A 16,417-nucleotide genomic window follows, 5' to 3' on the forward strand; every position below is an offset into this window, starting at 1 on the left:
CGACTAGGGTCTGAGCATGGTCGCGACAATCCGTTACGAGGACATCGTCAAGGTCCCGAAGGCGCTGCTGCACGACCACCTCGACGGCGGGCTGCGGCCGGCGACAATCGTCGAGTTGGCCGCCGAGGTGGGCCACGAACTGCCCACCACCGACGCGGAGGCGCTCGGGCGCTGGTTCGTCGACGCGGCCGACTCGGGCTCCCTGGAGCGCTACCTGGAGACGTTCGCGCACACCGTGGCGGTCATGCAGACCGCGCCGGCGCTGCGCCGGGTGGCCCGCGAGTGTGCGCTGGACCTGGCCGCCGACGGCGTGGTCTACGCCGAGGTGCGCTTCGCCCCGGAGCAGCACCTCGAACAGGACCTGAGCCTGGACGAGGTGGTCGAGGCGGTGCTGGCCGGGTTCGCCGAGGGCACCGCCCTGGCCGTCGAGGCGGGTCTGAGCATCCGGGTGGGCACTCTGCTCACCGCGATGCGGCACGCGGCCCGCTCGCAGGAGATCGCCGAGTTGGCCGTGCGGCACCGGGACGGCGGGGTGGTCGGCTTCGACATCGCCGGCGCCGAGGCGGGCTTCCCGCCCACCCGGCACCTGGACGCCTTCGAGTACCTCCAGCGGGAGAACTTCCACTTCACCATCCACGCCGGCGAGGCGTTCGGCCTGCCGTCGATCTGGCAGGCGATCCAGTGGTGCGGCGCGGACCGGCTCGGCCACGGGGTACGGATCGTCGACGACATCAGCCCGGGCGGGGTGCCGGTGCTCGGCCGGCTGGCCGCGTACGTCCGGGACAAGCGGATCCCGCTGGAACTGTGCCCGTCGTCGAACGTGCAGACCGGTGCGGTGGACTCGATCGCGGACCATCCCATCGGCCTGCTGCGGGACCTGCGCTTCCGGGTCACTGTGAACACCGACAACCGGCTGATGAGCGGCACCTCGATGTCCCGGGAGATGGCGCTGTTGGTGGAGACGTTCGGCTACGGCTGGCGGGAGTTGCAGTGGTTCACCATCAACGCGATGAAGAGCGCCTTCATCCCGTTCGACGAGCGGCTGCGGATCATTGATGAGGTGATTAAGCCGGCGTACGCCAAGCTGCTGCCCTGACCAGTCAGCCGCGCGGGTGGCCGGCGAGCAGGCCGGCCACGCGGTGCAGCACCTCCCGGGCCCGGGCCGCCTCCGCACCCAGCCCGGTCTGCCGGCGCAACACCGCGGGCTCGGCGCGCAGCAGCGCCACGCCGCGTCGGACCAGCACGCGGGGCGCTTTGCGCTGCTCGGACAGGTCGCGGGCCAACCGGCGCAGGAAGGTCGCGCCGCGCGGGCGGCGCAGCGCGTACGCGCCAGCGAGCAGCCCTCGGCGCCGGCACTCCTCGACAATCTCGGCGGCGAAGATCCCTTCGGCCACGAAAAGTGGCGATCCGGCGACGTCAAATGGCCGGGTGGCCACCCGTCGATCTGCGCCGATCGCATAAACCGGCACTTCCGCCCGACCTTCGCGGGCGAGGCGGGCAATCGTCTCCACCGCGGTCAGGGCGTCCCACGACTCAGGTGATTCCCAATCGACCTGACCGTTTCGGTGCGGCAACGTAGGGTCATCGCCGTCCTTGTAGAAGTCGTCCAGGCAGAGCACCGGTAGGCCGGTTTGCTGTGCTATGTAGGACTTTCCGGAGCCAGAAGGGCCGGCGAGCAGGACAACGCGGTGCGGATGTTCCATTACCTTCAGTTACTCCGGCCAGACGGACTGCTATCAAATCGTATCAACATCTCATCACACATTCGGCCGGTGACAACCTGGGCTTTCTTCTTGCCGGGCGACATGGTGGAATCTCGGGGGTCCGACCCGCCGGGTCGGTCGCTGGGCGTTGCCCGGGGCAACGCGCTGAAGCTGTAATCGCGAGGGCGGTGACGTGAGCAAACGGCCAAAGACGGCGGGCTCCTTCCTGTCGCGGCTGCGCCGGCCGGCCAGCCGGCTCCGGGACATGCCGATCTGGTCCAAGCTCGGTCTCATCATGATCGTGCCGACCATCGCCACGGTCGTTGTGGGTACCAGTGGTCTGGTCGACCACCTGGAGACCCTCAACAATGCCAACCGGGCCGGCGACCTGGCCAACCTGTCGAGCTACTCGGGTGACCTGGTCGACACGCTGCAGGACGAGCGGACGGCCGCCGTGCTGCTGTCCGCGGCGGACGGGCTGCAGCCGAAGGCGCAGTACCAGGAGGCCTACAACCGGGTGAATTCCCGGGTCGACCAGGCGAAGGGTCCCTACCTGCAACAGCGGGCCGAGATCGAGGACCTGCCAGCCAGCCTGGAGGGCCTGCTCGACCAGATCGACCAGGACCTGAAGGATCTGCCGGGCGCCCGCAGCCAGGTGTACAACAGCAAGCTCAAGCTCACCGAGACCGTCCAGGCGTACGAGGGTCTGATCAACAACCTGCTCGCCATCCGTGAGTCGGCCACCCAGCTCGCCGGTAACAACGAGCTGAGCGACCGGATGCGAGCCGCCGCGGCCGTCGCCCGGGAGAAGGAGTTCCTCTCCGTACGCCGGGTCGTCGTGCACCGCGCACTGGACCAGAAGCAGCTGACCCCGGTGCTGCGTACCGACTACATCGCCAGCGGCACCGGCCAGCAGCAGGCGGAGCAGAGCTTCAAGGCCGTCGCCACCCCCGAAGAGGCCGCGTTCCACGATCAGACGATCGCCGGCGGTGACCGCCGCGAGGCGCAGAACTACATCGGCTGGATGGACGGCAACACCACCGGCGACATGCGCGGCGCGATCTTCGGTCCGGACCAGTGGGACTCGGCCATGACGGCCAACGCCAAGCTGATCCGCTCGGTCGAGACGAAGCTCGACCGCGACGTGGTCGCCGAGGCCGACAACCTGCGCTCGGACGTCCAGCGCCAGGTGTTCCTGGAGACCGGCCTGCTGCTCAGCATGCTGCTGCTGGCCATCCTCTTCGCCTACCTGGTCGCCCGCTCGATGGCCCGCTCGCTGCGTGAGCTGCGGCAGGGCGCCCTCTCGGTCGCCCAGTACGGTCTGCCGCAGGCGGTGGCCCGGCTGCGCGACCCGCAGGTCGTCGGGCAGTTGTCCCCGGTGCAGCTGGCCAACCAGATCGCCGAGCCGCTGCCGGTTCGCAGCAAGGACGAGTTCGGCCAGGTGACCGAGGCGTTCAACGCCGTCCACCTGGAGGCCGTCCGGACGGCCGCCGAGCAGGCGGCGCTGCGCGCCTCCGTCGCGACCATGTTCGTCAACCTGGCCCGCCGATCGCAGATCCTGGTCGACCGCCTCATCGGTCACCTCGACCGGCTGGAGCGCGGCGAGGAAGACCCGGACCGGCTGGCCGAGCTGTTCCAGCTCGACCACCTGGCCACCCGGATGCGCCGCAACGACGAGAACCTGCTGGTGCTCGCCGGCGCCGACTCCACCCGCGTCCAGCGCGAGCCGGCTGCGCTCATCGACGTGCTGCGCGCCGCGCAGTCCGAGGTCGAGCACTACACCCGGATCGAGTTCGGTGTCATCGACCGGGACATCGAGGTCGCCGCACACGCGGTCAACGACCTGGTGCACCTCGTCGCCGAGCTGTTCGACAACGCCACCGCGTTCTCCCCGCCGGATTCGCAGGTGATGGTCGAGGCCCGCCGGGTCGGCGACCGTGCCTCGCTCTACGTCGAGGACCGCGGCATCGGCATCAGCCGCGAGCAGCTGTACGAGCTCAACGAGCGGCTCGCCACGCCGCCGCAGGTGGACGTGGCCGTGTCCCGCATGATGGGCCTGGTCGTGGTCGCCCGGCTGGCGTCCCGGCACGGGGTCCGGGTCGAGCTGCGTCCCGGCGGTGACCGTGGCACGGTCGCCGACGTGACCCTGCCGACCTCGGTGCTGGTGCCCCGGGCGCTCTCCGGCCGGGTGCAGCAGCCGCCGGCGCTGCCGGCTGCCGGCGGCCCGCAGCAGCACGGTGGGCCCGCGCCGGCCTTCGGCGCGCTGCCCGCACTGGGCAACGGCCCTCGCCCGAGCGAGTCCGGCAACCAGGTCACCCTGGGCGGTCGCCCGTTCGATCCGGCCTCGCGCAACGGCGCCGGCACCCCCGCCAACACCGGTGCGTACCGCTCGATGCCGGCCTGGTCGGACCTGACCGGTGCGGCCGGGACGAACGGCGGGGACGGGTTCACCCCGCGGACGGCCAACGGCCAGCCGATCGACCCGCTGCCGCAGCGCCGGTCCGGTGACGAGCCCCAGAACACCGGTCAGCAGCAGGCCATCCCGAGGCAGTTGCCCAGCAGCCCGGAGACGCGCCCGTACTCGCCGCCGCCGGTCTCCGCGCCGCCACTGCCGCCGGTCTCTGCCCAGCCCTACTCCGGTGCGCCGGTCTCCGCCTCGCCAGCCTCCGGCCAGCCGTACTCCGGGCAGCCGTACTCGGGTGCGCCGTACACCGGTTCGCCGGTGTCCGCCGCCCCGGCCTCCGGGCAGCCGTACGCCGGCCCTCCGGTATCCGCGTCGCCGGTCTCGGCCACCCCGGCGTCCGGTCAGCCGTACTCGGCGCCACCGGCCTCCGGCCAGTCGTTCAGCGGCTTCGCGCCCCGATCCGCCCCGCCCGCGTCGACGCCCAGCGCCCCCGCACCGCCGGCCTGGCCGCCGGTGCCGGGTGGCGACCGGGACGCGGCGACCCCGCCGGTTCCCGAGCGGCTCGCCGCCGCCCTGGACATGACGACGGAACTGCCACGGGTGCAACGACCCGAGCAGTCGGCCGCCGCGGCCCAGCCGCCGGCACCGACCCCGGCGGCACCGGCGCAGAGCCGGCCCGCGCCGCGCCAGCCGCAGGCCCAGAACCGGCAGCGGTACGCGGACGAGACCATGGAGCTGCCGATCTTCCGGGAGCTCGAGTCGGCCTGGTTCCGTACCCGCCGGCCGGGTACGGATGAGGCGGCGGCCCCGGCAGCCCAGCCGGCGGCGAACGGCGGCACCGCGACACAGCAGTTCGCTACGGTCGAGGCCAGCGGTCGGGCCGTCCACAAGACACCACCCGGGACGACAGGTAACACGCCGATGGCAGACACTCCGACGGCCGGAGGAGCGCCGCGGGACAACGGGTCTACAGCGAACGGGGGCGCTCGCCCCAGCCTCGCCGAGAGCCTGCCGACCCGCCGGCCCCAACCGCAGCAGACCAACGGCTGGCAGACCGCCGCCGACGACGGCTGGCGTGCCGCCACGGCAGCGGCCAGCACGGCGCCAGTGAGCGAGACCACCACGACCGGTCTGCCGAAGCGCAAGCCGATGGCGCAGCTGGTGCCAGGCGCGGTGGAGAAGCCCACCACCTCGGTCCAGCGGCGCTCCCCGGAGGCGGTCCGTGGCCTGCTCTCCGCCTACCACCGGGGCGTGCAGCGAGGGCGTAGCACCTCGGACAACCCGACCAGCCCGGAGGCGACTCCGGGAGGGCAGCAATCCTCGCAGTCTGGCTCAGGCTCAGCGGCCGGGAGCGGGCAGAAGGAGCAAGAAGGATGACAACTACGCAGGATCTTGGTTGGCTGCTGGCCAACTTCGCCGACCGGGTTCCCGGTGTCGCGCATGCGGTCGCCGTCTCGGCGGATGGCCTGCTCCTCGCGTCGTCACGGGATCTGCCACGGGACCGGGCCGACCAGCTCGCCGCGATCGCGTCCGGTCTGGTCAGCCTTACCCAGGGGGCGGCTCGCTGCTTCGAGGGAGGCGCCGTACTGCAGACCGTCGTGGAGATGGACAATGGCTTCCTGTTCCTGATGTCCATCTCGGATGGCTCGTCCTTCGCCGTACTGGCCGCCCGCAGCTCTGACGTCGGGCAGGTCGGCTACGAGATGGCGCTGCTGGTCGACCGGGTGGGCGACGCCTTGACCCCGCAGCCGCGTGCGGCCGCGGGAATGCTGGGCTGACGTCGCGCCGATCGTGAGGTCGGCGCAACTGCAACGACAACAACGACTGGTGTCACCGGTGGGAGCCGGTACCGGGTACGAAGGAGGTGAGCGGCGACATGGCCGATCGTGACGAACCGACCGGAGCGTTGGTCCGTCCATACGCCGTTACCCGTGGTCGTACCCGTCCCCGGCTCGACATCGCGCTGGAGGCGCTCGTCGAGACGACGGTGCGCGGTCGGGCCGCTGCCAATGGCAACGGCGGCCAGGGCCGCGAACACCAGTACATCGCCGCGCTGTGTGACGGACGCGTGCAATCGCTCGCCGAGATCGCGGCGCGGATGCAGCTCCCGCTCGGTGTGGCCCGGGTGCTCATCGCCGACATGGCGACGGACGGCCTGGTCGCAGTCCACGAGCCGACCATCCTGGACGACTCCGACGACGCGGTGGGCACTGAACTGCTGGAGAGGGTGCTGAGTGGACTTCGCAGGCTCTGACATGTCGCACCGCCCGCCGAACCCGAGCGCGCGCGTGACGTCGGCGAAGATCGTTATCGCCGGTGGATTCGGCGTCGGCAAGACGACGCTGGTCGGCTCGGTCTCGGAGATCACGCCGCTGACCACCGAGGCCATCATGACCTCCGCCGGCGTGGGCGTCGACGACACCCGGCAGGTGCCGGGCAAGACGACGACCACGGTGGCCATGGACTTCGGCCGGATCTCGATCGATCGTGACCTGATCCTGTACCTGTTCGGTACGCCGGGTCAGACCCGATTCTGGTTCATGTGGGACGAACTGGTCCGGGGCGCCATCGGTGCGGTCGTGCTGGTGGACACTCGCCGGCTGGCCGACTGCTTCGCGGCGATCGACTTCTTCGAGCACCGGCGGCTTCCGTACCTGGTGGCCATCAACTGCTTCGACGGGATGCAGTACCACGACCCGCAGGACGTTCGGGACGCGCTGGCGATCTCGAGCGACGTGCCGGTGGTGGCCTGCGACGCCCGTAACCGGGAGTCGACGAAGCACGTGCTGATCTCGCTGGTCGAGTACGTGCTCACCATGCGTCGTACGCGCGCCGTCGCCCCGGCCTGATCGGGCGATCAGCGCCCGGTGGTGGCTTCGGCCGCCACCGGGCGCTAAATGCTGTCCAGGACCGGTCGGTGCGCGACGGTCGGAGATCGTGGAAGGATCCGACCCCTGGAGGGGCAGGTCCCTTCCAAGGTCTTTACATAGACGTCGTCCGGGGTGAGACCTCTCACCCCGGACGTTTGTCGTCGGTCTGCGCTTGTGTCGCTGTGCCGTCAGCCGGAGTGGCTGACAGTGCTCAGGACTGGTAGCCGGCGGAGCGGTACTCGTACTCCCGGTCGTCATCGCGGTCGCCGTGGTCGCGGCTGAAGTCCCAGCCGCCAGCGGCCTCGCGACCCGGCCGACCGCCCACTGCGAACCCGCCGATCTCCTGGCCGCGGCGCCAGCCGCGGAAGTAGCCGGTGGTGTTCTCGGCGAGGCTCGCAGCGTCACGCACTATCCGCAGTGGACGCTCTTCGCGCAGCGGGGAACCCGGGACCAGGTTGGCCTGCGGCACCCGCTTTGGCAGCCCGGCCGTCGTCTCGGCACCCACCGCGGGGCGGGCGGCCTGCTCGGCGGCCTGCCACCCGGTGTCGGCCTTCGTCGACCAGTCCAGGTCGGATTCCTCGGTCTGCCCGACGAACCAGGCCGACTTGGCCTGCGCAAAGATCAGGAGGTCACCGTCGCCCTCGTCTGCTACCGGCGGTGGCCGGTGCTCGACCGGGGGCGCCGGCCGGTGCTCGGGAGCGCGCTCGGCGCGGGCTGTGGGGCGGCTGTTGCGAGCGGCCTGCTCCGCGTCGACCAACCGCAGCGGCGGCGTCTCCAGACGCGGGTCGGCGGGCGGGTTGAGCCCTTCGCGCAGCGCCCGATCGGCCAGCGGCGGCGGCTCCACCAGCCGCAGCATGGGTGGCTCCTGGGGCAGGTCGTCCGCCAGCCAGGGCGGGGTGACGCGGCCGTCGGCGCGACCCGGGTCGGTCGGGGCGTCGATGCCACGGCCGCCGCCGTACGAGTAGGCGGCCGGGTTGTTCGGCGAACTGTCGGCCGGGTCCTCCGGGTTGTTGACCAGCGGCCAGTTGGCCCGGGAGCCCGGCGCTGCCGACTCCTGGTCGGGCCGGGGGATGGGCACCGGGATGCTGAGGTCGGTGGCGCTGAACCCGCCGGTGGGCGGCTCCTCGACCGGACGCTGCAGGTGGTTCGGGCGGGGCTGGCCGTTGGTCTTCGGGCGGGGCGGGATGACGGTGCGCTGCCGCTCGGCCCGCGCGTTGTTGATCGCGGCGGTGGTCAGCGTCGGCCGGAACGGCTCGCCGGCCTCGGCCGGCGGGACCGTGCCGCGCTGCGCCGGTGCGATCGGCGTGATCCCCGGAGGCGGGGGCGGCGGCGAGGAGACCGGCCGGTTGGTCGGACCGTCGATCCGGCTCGGACCGAACTCGGCTCGCCCGGGCGGGGCGGACACCGGCGGGCCGGCGAACGCGGCCGGGGCCACCGGAGCGGGCGCGACCGGCGGCGGGGTGACCGGAGCCGGTGCGACCGGCGGCGGCCCGAGTGGGCGGGGCGACGCCAGCGGGGCGCCGCCCGGGACCGGCTCGGGGCGGCTGCGCCGACCACCGGTGGGTGCGGGCTCGGCGGCGGCCGGGGCCGAGGTCGGCCGGACCGTCCGCAACCCGGTGCTGGTGTTGGCCATGCCGGCCAGGTCGCTGATCGACTCGCCACGACGGGTGGCGGCCCGGCGGCCGGGCGCCGGCGCGGGAGTGCTGACCCGCGAGCTGAGCGCGCTCACCAGAGCCTCGCAACCGGCGTCGCAGGCGCGCACCGAGGCGACCGCCTGCCGGACCGTCTCGGCCACCGCAGAGGTGAGCGCCCGGTTCACTGCGGCGCGGCGCGGCGTCTCGGAGATGGCGACCCGCAACGCGGTGACCGCATCGTTGATCTCGTCGGCGTCGGCCACCCCGTCCGCGGCGAGGTGCGCGGCGATGGCGTCGGCCGCCACCGAGACCTCGCGGCCCCGGGCGACGGTGCCGCCGAGCATGCCCGGCTCGGGCAGCGCGTCCAGCACCGCCAGCGAGACCGGCTCGGCCGGATCGGGGTACGCGCGCAGCGCCGCCGGGTAGAGCTCGCGCAGCACCTCGCGCAGGGCCACGGCGGCGGAGTGTCGACCGCTGGCCAGCGCGGCGTGCGCGGAGAGCACCTGCTTGTAGCCGGCGAGGTCCCGGGGTGCTGGCAGGGTGACCGCGGAGAGTGCGCCCGCCTGCAAGGCGCGGGCAAGGCCGACAGCCCGACGTTCGGCCGGCGGCGACTGCATCTCCTCCAGGGAGTCGTCGTCGGCGAACCGCTCGGCGAAGTCGTCCACCGAGTCGTCGTCGGCGATCGCCAGGGGCCGACCCGCCGCGCTCAACAGCGAGGTGACCGTGTGGTCGTCGCTGTCGGCGGCGATGGCCGCACCGCTCGGCCCGCCCGACCGCTCCACGAGCAGCGCGACGAGCTGGGCGTAGCCAGCCGGGTCGTCGCCGATCTCGCAGACATGCAGCAGACGGCCTGCGTCGTCGACCACAGCGGACGTCAGCGTCGAACCGGCCGAGGCCGATCGATCAGCCGGGTCCGCCGAGGCCAGACCGCAGTACACGCGCACGAGCGCCACGGCGTCGTCCTCCTCCCGGGACAGGTCTTTCCTCTGCCAGCAACTGATGCTCCCCGGTACGGGTCAGTCGCGCCAGTCCACGACCGCAGAGATCTTGCCGACAATGGTGCGCCAACCCAGACTTGCGGTTTGTGCCCCGATTTTCTTCAGCCGCCGTCGGCCCATGAAACCGCCGATCCCACCGTTGACGGTGGCTCGCAGCGCCTCGTCCAGATCGTCGAGGCTGGACCCGGCGGAGAGCATGTCCAACACCGCAGGCAGCCGCAACGCGTACGACAGGTCACGGGCGACCTCACCAGCCTCGATCAGCAGGGTCGAATCCCAGCTGTCGTGCCCGCCGCGCAGGTTCTCCACCACGAGGTCGAGCTCGTAGGTGTCCTCGTCCAGCGGCGCGATATCGGCCGGCTCTACCCGTTCGGCCAATTCATTCCAGCTGTCCAGTTGGGACAGATCGTTGGGCGCGCCGGATCGGACGAAACTCACCAACGACTCGGGGGTTTTGAACAGCAGCAGCTTGCCCCGATGGCTGAGGAAGGCGGGCACCTCCTCGTCGTCCGCCTCGTTGGCGACGTCCTCGTCCTCGTCGTCCTTGGTCGCGTCGGCGTCCGTGGCACCGTCGCGGCGACGGCGCGACGGCTCCTCCTCGTCGCCCTCGGCGAACTCCTCGGCCAACTCCTCGTCGAGGATGACGACGGTCTCGTCGTCCTCCTCCTCGACCACCTGACGGCGAGCGAGGAACGGGTCGTCCTGGTCCCGCTCGGTCACGTCGGTCGGGGTCAGCTCCCCCGCCGTCCGGTACGCCCGCAGCGTGAAGCCGGTGCCGGCGGGCAGGGCGATCTCCACCGGGTCGATCCGCACCTCGTCCCAGAGCGACCGGTCGGCCGGCGTCGACGCGCGGCCGGTCTCGTCGGACTCGTCGGCCTCGTCTGGCTCGGCCGGGCCGGTAGTGTCGTCGAGCTCGGGCTCGTCGGCGTCGGGCCGTTGGGGCGACTGGCGGGCCACGCTGACCTCCGTGTGCTTCGGGTTGCCCACCCGCCGGCGTCTCCGACCGGCGAGTGACTCTGGGCACATACCCTAGTCGGCGGGTCTGGGTGGCCGGTGCCCGCACCCCGAAGGCCGGGCGGTGCACCGGTTCGGGCCTGCGGGTCGGCGCCGGCAGCCACAGGTTACCGCCGGCGTCTCCGGGGGGCTGCCGGTGGCGGACCGGCCGTCGGACAAGTAGCCTTGCTACGCATGAAGGCCCAGGCGTTGCACGGCCACCTCGACGCACTGCTGCTCGCCGTTCTCGAACAGGGCGCGCTGCACGGCTACGCCATCATCGAGGCGCTGCGGGCGCGCAGCGACGGCAACCTCGACCTGCCCACCGGCACCATCTACCCGGCTCTGCGGCGGCTGGAGCGCGCCGGGCACGTGGCGAGCACCTGGAGCACGGTCAACGGCCGGGAGCGGCGGACGTATCAGCTCACCGACCCCGGCCGGCGGGCGCTGGCCGGGGAGCGGGCGGGTTGGCGCGAGTTCCGCACGACGGTCGGCCAGTTCCTCGACCCGGGCAGCCCACCTCCCGGCACCCCGGCCTGAGCCGCCCGCCGACTCAGCGGGCGGTGGCCCGCAACCAGCCGCGCGCCGCGCGGGTCAGCGAGAAGTAGGCGGCGCTGATCAGCACCGCGCCGATGATCATCGGCGGCCAGCTCAGCGCCGCGTCCCAGAGCCCGATCGACCAGGCGAAGAGAGCGCCGCCGGCCAGCATGCCGAGGACCAGGGTGCCGGTCAGGCCGGCGCCCACCGCCCGCTGCGCCACCACGAGGCCCGGCCGGGCGGACCGGCCGCTCGCCACCACCACCAGCAGACCGGCCACCGCGAACAGCAGCGCACCCATCCAGATCCAGTCGACCGAGGCGGAGAGCAGCAGGTAGACGGCCGGCGGGCGCGGGCCATCGCTCCAGGTCGCCCCGCTCCAGGTCAGGTCGCCCGCCACCACCAGCACCCCGGCCACGGCCAGCATCCGCAGCGAGAGCCCGCGCAGCGCACCCACCGCCAACTCGGCCTGCCAGGAGGGGAGCAACTGCGCCGGTGTGCCGAACTCGGCCACCGCCCGCCGCTGCGCCTCGGTGGGCGGCACCCCGTCCTCGCGGTACGCCTCGACGGCGTCCAGCAGCCCGTGCCGGGCTTCGGTCAGCAGGTCGGTCTTCAGCCGCGCGGGCCCCTGCAACCGGGCGGCCAGCTCCCGGAGGTGCTCCTCCACCAACACGTCCTCACAGCGCAGCATGGCACCACCCTGTCACGGACGTCGGTGCGCGGACGTCCGGGAAAACCCTGGTCGGTCCCGGAGGCCGGTCAGGGGGCGAGGGCCAGATACCCGCGTTCGGCCGCCGCCTGGAGCAGCCACTGGTCCCGGTACCAGCCGGGGGTGGCGATCAGCTCGGCGTGCCGGCCGCGCTGGATCACCCGGCCGCCGTCGAGGACGACGATCTCGTCCAGGTCGGCCAGCCCGCTGAGCCGGTGGCTGATCAGCAACACCGAGTGCCCGGTGGGGGTGGCGGCGAGGGCGGAGGCGAGCACCGCGTCCGCGGCGGTCGGGTCCAGCCCTTCGGTGGGCTCGTCGAGCACCAGCACCGACGGCGCGGCGAGCAGGGCCCGGGCGAGCGCGAGCCGCTGCCGCTGGCCGCCGGAGAGCTGGGCGCCCTCCTCGCCGACCAGGGTGTCCCAACCCGCAGGCTGGGCGCGTACCCAGTCCAGCAGGCCAGCGGCGGCGGTCGCTGCGGTCAGCTCCTCGTCGTCCGCCATGGCCCGGCCGAGCAGCAGGTTCTCCCGCACGGTGGCGTGGAAGACGTACGCCTCGGCGAGCAGCCCGCCGACCGCGCGGGGCAGCTCCTCCTCGGAGTACGCCGACAGGTCGCGGCCGTCCAGGGTGACCCGGCCGGACGCGGGCCGGACCGCGCCGGTCAACACGGCCGCCAGGGTGCTCTTGCCGGCGCCGCTCGGGCCGACCACCGCGATCCGCCGCCCGGCCGGCAGGTCCAGGCTCACCCGGTCCAGCGCGGGCGCGGCACCGGCCCGGTACCGCACGGTCACCTCGACGAAGCGCAGCTCGTGCGGGCCGCCCGGGTCCACGCCGTATGGCTTGAGATCGGCGGCCGGGGGAGTCGGTGCGTCCGCATCGAGCAGGGCGGCAACGCGGGTCAGGGCGGGCCGCAGCTGGGTCCACTGGCGGGACGCCGCGACCAGGGCCAGCGCCACCTCGACGGCGGTCAGGGTGCCGACGGCCAGCACGCCGATCAGTACGCCCCGCACGTCGGCGGCGAGCGCGACCAGCACCACCGCGGCAGCGGTCAGGCCGGCGACGAGAACGCCCGCCGCGTCCACCGCGAACCCGGTGGCGGCCAGCCGGCGTTCCAGCCGCGCCAGCCGTCCGGCCCGCTGCTCGGCGGCGTGCAGAGCGGTGTCGGTCGCGCCGAACGCGGCCAGGTCGGCGGCGCCGTGGGTGAGGTCGATCGCGTCGGTGGCCAGTGCGCCGCGCAGCGGGGCCACCTCGGCCGCGCTACGCCGGGTGACCGCGGTGGCCAGTACGGGCAGCGCCACCCCGGCCACGAGCAGGCCGATGGCGAGCACACCGGCGGCCGGCGGCGAGATCAGCGCCGCCCCGCCCACCGCCAACAACCCGACCAGGGCTGCCGCCGAGGCCGGCACCAGCACCCGCAGCAGCAGGTCCTGGACCGCCTCGACGTCGGAGACCAGCCGGCTCAGCACGTCCCCCGAGCGGTGCCCGGCGGTGCGGCGGGCGGCGAGGGTGGCGAAGACCCGGGCCCGAACGTCGGTGATCATGCGGAGCACGGCGTCGTGCCCGGCGAGCCGTTCGGTGTAGCGGAACACGCCCCGGCTGATCGCCAGTGCCCGGACCGCGACGATCGCCACGGTGAGCCGGTCCAGCGGCGGCTGGCCGGCGGCGCTCATCAGCAGCCAGGTCGCGGTGGCCATCAGGGCGAGCCCGGCGAACTCGGTGGCAGCGGCGAGCAGCCCCGCGCCGACGAGCCGGCTCAGGTACGGCCGGGCCAGCCGCAGCACCGTCCGCTCGGCGGTCGCCCGCCCGGCCGGTGCCGCGCCAGCCGCCAACTCCGGCATCGCGTCCAGCGGGCCCGGCCCGGCCGCCAGGGGATCGGGTGCCGTGCTCATCGGGTCACCTTCCCGGTCGGCTCGGGCGTCAGCTCGGTGACCCGGCCGTCCTCGATCCGCAGGATCCGGTCGGCGTCGGCCAGCAGCGCCGGCCGGTGCGCGACCAGCAGCGCGGTCCGCCCGGCGACCAGCCGGCGGGTGGCGTCGAGCACCACCGCCTCGGCTGCGGTGTCCAACCGGGCGGTGGGCTCGTCGAGCAGCACCACCGGGGCGTCCCGGAGGAACGCCCGCGCCAGGGCCACCCGTTGCCGCTGCCCGCTGGACAGGCCATGCCCGCGCTCGCCGAGCAGCGTGTCCAGCCCGTCCGGCAGGCCGGCCACCACGTCGTCCAGGGCCGCGTCGTGTACGGCGGCGGCGAGTGCCTCGGGCCGGGTGTCCGGCGCGCCGAGCCGGATGTTGTCGGCCAGTGAGGCGGCGAAGAGGTGGGCCCGTTGCGGCACCCAGGCCAACTGCCTGCGCCAGGCGTCCGGGTCGGCGGCGGCGAGGTCGACCCCGTCCACCGTGATCCGGCCGCTGGTCGGGGTCACGAAGCCGAGCAGCAGGCTGAGCAGTGTGCTCTTGCCGGCGCCGCTGGGCCCGATGATGGCGATCCGCTCGCCGGGCCGGACGGTCAGGGTCACGTCGCGCAGTGCGGTGGTCCGCTCGTACGCCACGGTCACCGACTCGAACCGGATCTCGCCCCGGCCGTCCGGAGTGGCCGCGCCCTCGGCGGCCCGGGGTGCGGCCGGCGCGGCGGAGATGGTGAGCGCCTCGTCCAGCGCGGTGAGCCCCTCCATGCTGGCGTGGAAGCGGCTGCCGGCGGCCCGCAGCGGCAGGTACGCCTCCGGGGTGAGCAGCAGGATCAGCAGCGCGGTCTGCAGGGCCAGGCCGCCGCCCAGCAGCCGGATGCCGACCGGCACCGCGACCAGGGCCACCGAGAGGGTGGCGACCAGCTCCAGCACCAGCGCGGAGAGGAACGCGATCCGCAGCGTCTTCATGGTGGCGACCCGGTGCCCGTCGGCCATCCGGCGGACCACCTCGGTCTGCGCCCGGGCCCGCCCGAACGCGCGCAGCGTCGGCAGCCCGGCGACCATGTCGAGGAAGTGCCCGCCCAGCAGGGAGAGCCGGCGCCACTGCCGCTCCGTGGCGGCCTGCGCCTGCCAGCCGAGCAGCGCGCCGAAGACCGGGATCAGCGGCAGGGTCAGCGCGATGATCACCGCCGAGCTCCAGTCGGCGAGGACGACCCGGGCCAGCACCGCCAGTGGCACCGTCACGCTCAGCACCAACTGCGGCAGGTACCCGGTGAAGTACGCGTCCAACGCGTCGAGCCCACGCCCGGTCAGGGTCGCGAGCTGACCGGCCCGCTGACCGGCCACCCAGGCCGGCCCGTGCCGGCCCACCGCGCCGAGCAGGTCGGCCCGCAGCGTGGCCTTGACCGTGGCGGCGACCCGCGCCGAGACCGTGCCCTGCGCCCAGACCAACGCCGAACGGGCGGCGACCGTGAGCACGAAGCCGGCCAGCGCCGGCCGGTCCAGCCGCCCGTCGAAGGCCGTGGCCAGCACCGTCGCCAGTGCGGTGGCCTGCGCGACGATCAACCCGGCGGCGAGCACGCCGAGCAGGGCGAGCACGGCAAGATCACGCCGGGCCTCGGGGACCCGGCGCAGCAGACGCGGGTCGAAGGGACGGCGGTTCACCAGTACACCGGTGCCCTGCCGTCGGTCCGTCCCCGGAAAACCCACCAACACATTGCCTGGAAGCCTAGTAGGGCCGGCAGCAGGGGCAGCACCACCCAGCCGAGCAGCCGCAGCGTCGGTGCGCTGGCGGCGGCGTCGGCCACCGTCAGCGAGGCGCCCGGGTCGGTCGTGGACACCAGCACGTAGGGCCAGAGGGCCGCGCCGACCAGCGCCACCGGCAGCGCCAGGGCCGCGCCGGTGGCGATCAGCGCCCACCCCGGCCGATGCCTGGTCAGCGCCGCGCGGGCCACCAGCAGCGCCGCCGCCAGCAGCACCGGCAGGAGTACGGCCACCGCGGGCCGCTGGACGGCGTCGCGTACCCGGGCGGAGAGCACGCCCACGACGGTGGCCAGGGCGACCGCGGTGAGCGCCACCCGCACCAGCCGGCGGGCCAACCGGCCGACCGCGGCGGCGTCGGCGGCCGGCAGCCGCAGGGTGAGGAAGGTCGCACCGTGCACCGCGACCAGGGCGACCATGGTGAGCCCGGCGGTGGCCGCGAACGGAGTGGCCAGATGCGACACCCCGGCGACGTGCCCGTCGGCCTGCCGCGGCATGCCCTGCAGCAGCGCGGCCAGCAGCACGCCCCAGCCGAGCGCGGCGAGCGCGCTGCCGACCACCACGACCCGGTCCCAACGGGCCCGAATCCGTTCGTCGGTGGGTCTGCTGCGAAGCTGCACCCCGGCGATGACCAGGATCACCCCGGTCAGCGCGCCAGCGACGGCCGGGTAGCACCCGGAGAGCAACTCGCCCTCCAGCACCGGGAAGGCACCGAAGAGGATGCCCATGGCAGCGACCAGCCAGACCTCGTTGCCGAGGAAGAACGGGCCGAGCGCGGTCAGCGTCGCCCGCCGCCCGGCCGGACCACCACCCCGGGCAAGCAGCAGCCCGACGCCGTAGTCGTACCCGGCGAGCACCAGGTACCCGCAGAAGAAGAGGCCGAGCAGGGCGTACCAGGCGAGGTCCACGGAGAT

The 16,417-nt window shown here is 73.5% G+C and carries 12 protein-coding genes and 2 pseudogenes; 6 read left to right on the forward strand and 8 right to left on the reverse strand.

Annotation, left to right across the window (positions count from 1 at the left end):
* The first annotated feature begins 16 nt into the window (after window positions 1-16).
* Window positions 17-1,096, forward strand: coding sequence for an adenosine deaminase (locus OG470_RS11235; protein ID WP_328423399.1), 1,080 nt, complete (start codon window positions 17-19; stop codon window positions 1,094-1,096).
* Between the two features lie 4 nt (window positions 1,097-1,100).
* Here the strand turns inward: OG470_RS11235 and OG470_RS11240 are convergent, their stop codons facing one another.
* A complete protein-coding gene (locus OG470_RS11240; RefSeq protein ID WP_328423400.1) occupies window positions 1,101-1,703 on the reverse strand; it encodes a uridine kinase family protein in 603 nt (200 codons plus the stop codon).
* Between the two features lie 193 nt (window positions 1,704-1,896).
* On the opposite strand from OG470_RS11240, the gene OG470_RS11245 reads away from it, so the two are divergent.
* The 4 genes from OG470_RS11245 (at window position 1,897) to OG470_RS11260 (ending at window position 6,956) form a co-directional block, all read left to right on the forward strand.
* Window positions 1,897-5,484, forward strand: a complete 3,588-nt coding sequence (locus OG470_RS11245; protein WP_328423401.1) for a sensor histidine kinase — start codon at window positions 1,897-1,899, stop codon at window positions 5,482-5,484.
* The gene (locus OG470_RS11250) at window positions 5,481-5,885 is read left to right on the forward strand and encodes a roadblock/LC7 domain-containing protein (RefSeq protein WP_007455462.1); all 405 of its coding nucleotides are present in this window, start codon (window positions 5,481-5,483) and stop codon (window positions 5,883-5,885) included. The genes OG470_RS11245 and OG470_RS11250 overlap by 4 nt, the downstream gene beginning before the upstream one ends.
* A gap of 98 nt (window positions 5,886-5,983) precedes the next feature.
* Complete coding sequence (locus OG470_RS11255; protein WP_030329021.1) at window positions 5,984-6,361, forward strand: DUF742 domain-containing protein; 378 nt, start codon at window positions 5,984-5,986, stop codon at window positions 6,359-6,361.
* A 1-nt stretch (window position 6,362) separates the two neighbouring features.
* Entirely contained in the window at window positions 6,363-6,956 is a 594-nt protein-coding gene (locus OG470_RS11260; RefSeq protein WP_328423405.1) for a GTP-binding protein, read from the forward strand.
* A 232-nt stretch (window positions 6,957-7,188) separates the two neighbouring features.
* On the opposite strand, the pseudogene OG470_RS37200 reads toward OG470_RS11260, so the two are convergent.
* The 3 genes and pseudogenes from OG470_RS37200 to OG470_RS11270 form a co-directional block, all read right to left on the reverse strand.
* Window positions 7,189-7,656 (reverse strand): annotated as a pseudogene (locus tag OG470_RS37200) (transposase); the annotation flags it as partial.
* Window positions 7,657-7,937: 281 nt separating this feature from the next.
* Window positions 7,938-9,588, reverse strand: a pseudogene (locus tag OG470_RS11265) (transposase); the annotation flags it as partial.
* A 39-nt stretch (window positions 9,589-9,627) separates the two neighbouring features.
* Window positions 9,628-10,596 (reverse strand): DNA primase, encoded by a 969-nt coding sequence (locus tag OG470_RS11270; protein WP_328423407.1) that lies wholly within the window; start codon window positions 10,594-10,596, stop codon window positions 9,628-9,630.
* Between the two features lie 201 nt (window positions 10,597-10,797).
* Between OG470_RS11270 and OG470_RS11275 the strand changes: the two genes are divergently transcribed.
* Window positions 10,798-11,142 (forward strand): PadR family transcriptional regulator, encoded by a 345-nt coding sequence (locus OG470_RS11275; RefSeq protein WP_328423409.1) that lies wholly within the window; start codon window positions 10,798-10,800, stop codon window positions 11,140-11,142.
* 13 nt (window positions 11,143-11,155) lie between these two features.
* On the opposite strand, the gene OG470_RS11280 is transcribed toward OG470_RS11275, so the two are convergent.
* The 4 genes from OG470_RS11280 to OG470_RS11295 all read right to left on the reverse strand — a co-directional run bounded on the left by OG470_RS11280 (window position 11,156) and on the right by OG470_RS11295 (window position 16,411).
* Window positions 11,156-11,830 (reverse strand): permease prefix domain 1-containing protein, encoded by a 675-nt coding sequence (locus OG470_RS11280; RefSeq protein WP_328423411.1) that lies wholly within the window; start codon window positions 11,828-11,830, stop codon window positions 11,156-11,158.
* A 68-nt stretch (window positions 11,831-11,898) separates the two neighbouring features.
* Complete coding sequence (gene cydC, locus OG470_RS11285) at window positions 11,899-13,734, reverse strand: thiol reductant ABC exporter subunit CydC (protein WP_442931098.1); 1,836 nt, start codon at window positions 13,732-13,734, stop codon at window positions 11,899-11,901.
* On the reverse strand, window positions 13,731-15,407 hold the full coding sequence (gene cydD / locus OG470_RS11290; protein ID WP_328423413.1) for a thiol reductant ABC exporter subunit CydD: 1,677 nt from the start codon (window positions 15,405-15,407) through the stop codon (window positions 13,731-13,733). The genes cydC and cydD overlap by 4 nt, the downstream gene beginning before the upstream one ends.
* Window positions 15,404-16,411, reverse strand: a complete 1,008-nt coding sequence (locus OG470_RS11295) for a cytochrome d ubiquinol oxidase subunit II (protein ID WP_328423415.1) — start codon at window positions 16,409-16,411, stop codon at window positions 15,404-15,406. The genes cydD and OG470_RS11295 overlap by 4 nt, the downstream gene beginning before the upstream one ends.
* Window positions 16,412-16,417 lie beyond the last annotated feature (6 nt).

The sequence above is a fragment of the Micromonospora sp. NBC_00389 genome (assembly GCF_036059255.1).
GTDB lineage: Bacteria > Actinomycetota > Actinomycetes > Mycobacteriales > Micromonosporaceae > Micromonospora.

Excerpts from the sequence above, each read along its gene's own strand:
- OG470_RS11235 (WP_328423399.1), top strand. The coding sequence starts at position 17 with ATGGTCGCGACAATCCGTTACGAGGACATCGTCAAGGTCCCGAAGGCG.
- OG470_RS11240 (WP_328423400.1), bottom strand. The coding sequence starts at position 1,703 with ATGGAACATCCGCACCGCGTTGTCCTGCTCGCCGGCCCTTCTGGCTCC.
- OG470_RS11250 (WP_007455462.1), top strand. The coding sequence starts at position 5,481 with ATGACAACTACGCAGGATCTTGGTTGGCTGCTGGCCAACTTCGCCGAC.
- OG470_RS11255 (WP_030329021.1), top strand. The coding sequence starts at position 5,984 with ATGGCCGATCGTGACGAACCGACCGGAGCGTTGGTCCGTCCATACGCC.
- OG470_RS11260 (WP_328423405.1), top strand. The coding sequence starts at position 6,363 with ATGTCGCACCGCCCGCCGAACCCGAGCGCGCGCGTGACGTCGGCGAAG.
- OG470_RS11275 (WP_328423409.1), top strand. The coding sequence starts at position 10,798 with ATGAAGGCCCAGGCGTTGCACGGCCACCTCGACGCACTGCTGCTCGCC.
- OG470_RS11280 (WP_328423411.1), bottom strand. The coding sequence starts at position 11,830 with ATGCTGCGCTGTGAGGACGTGTTGGTGGAGGAGCACCTCCGGGAGCTG.
- cydC (WP_442931098.1), bottom strand. The coding sequence starts at position 13,734 with ATGAGCACGGCACCCGATCCCCTGGCGGCCGGGCCGGGCCCGCTGGAC.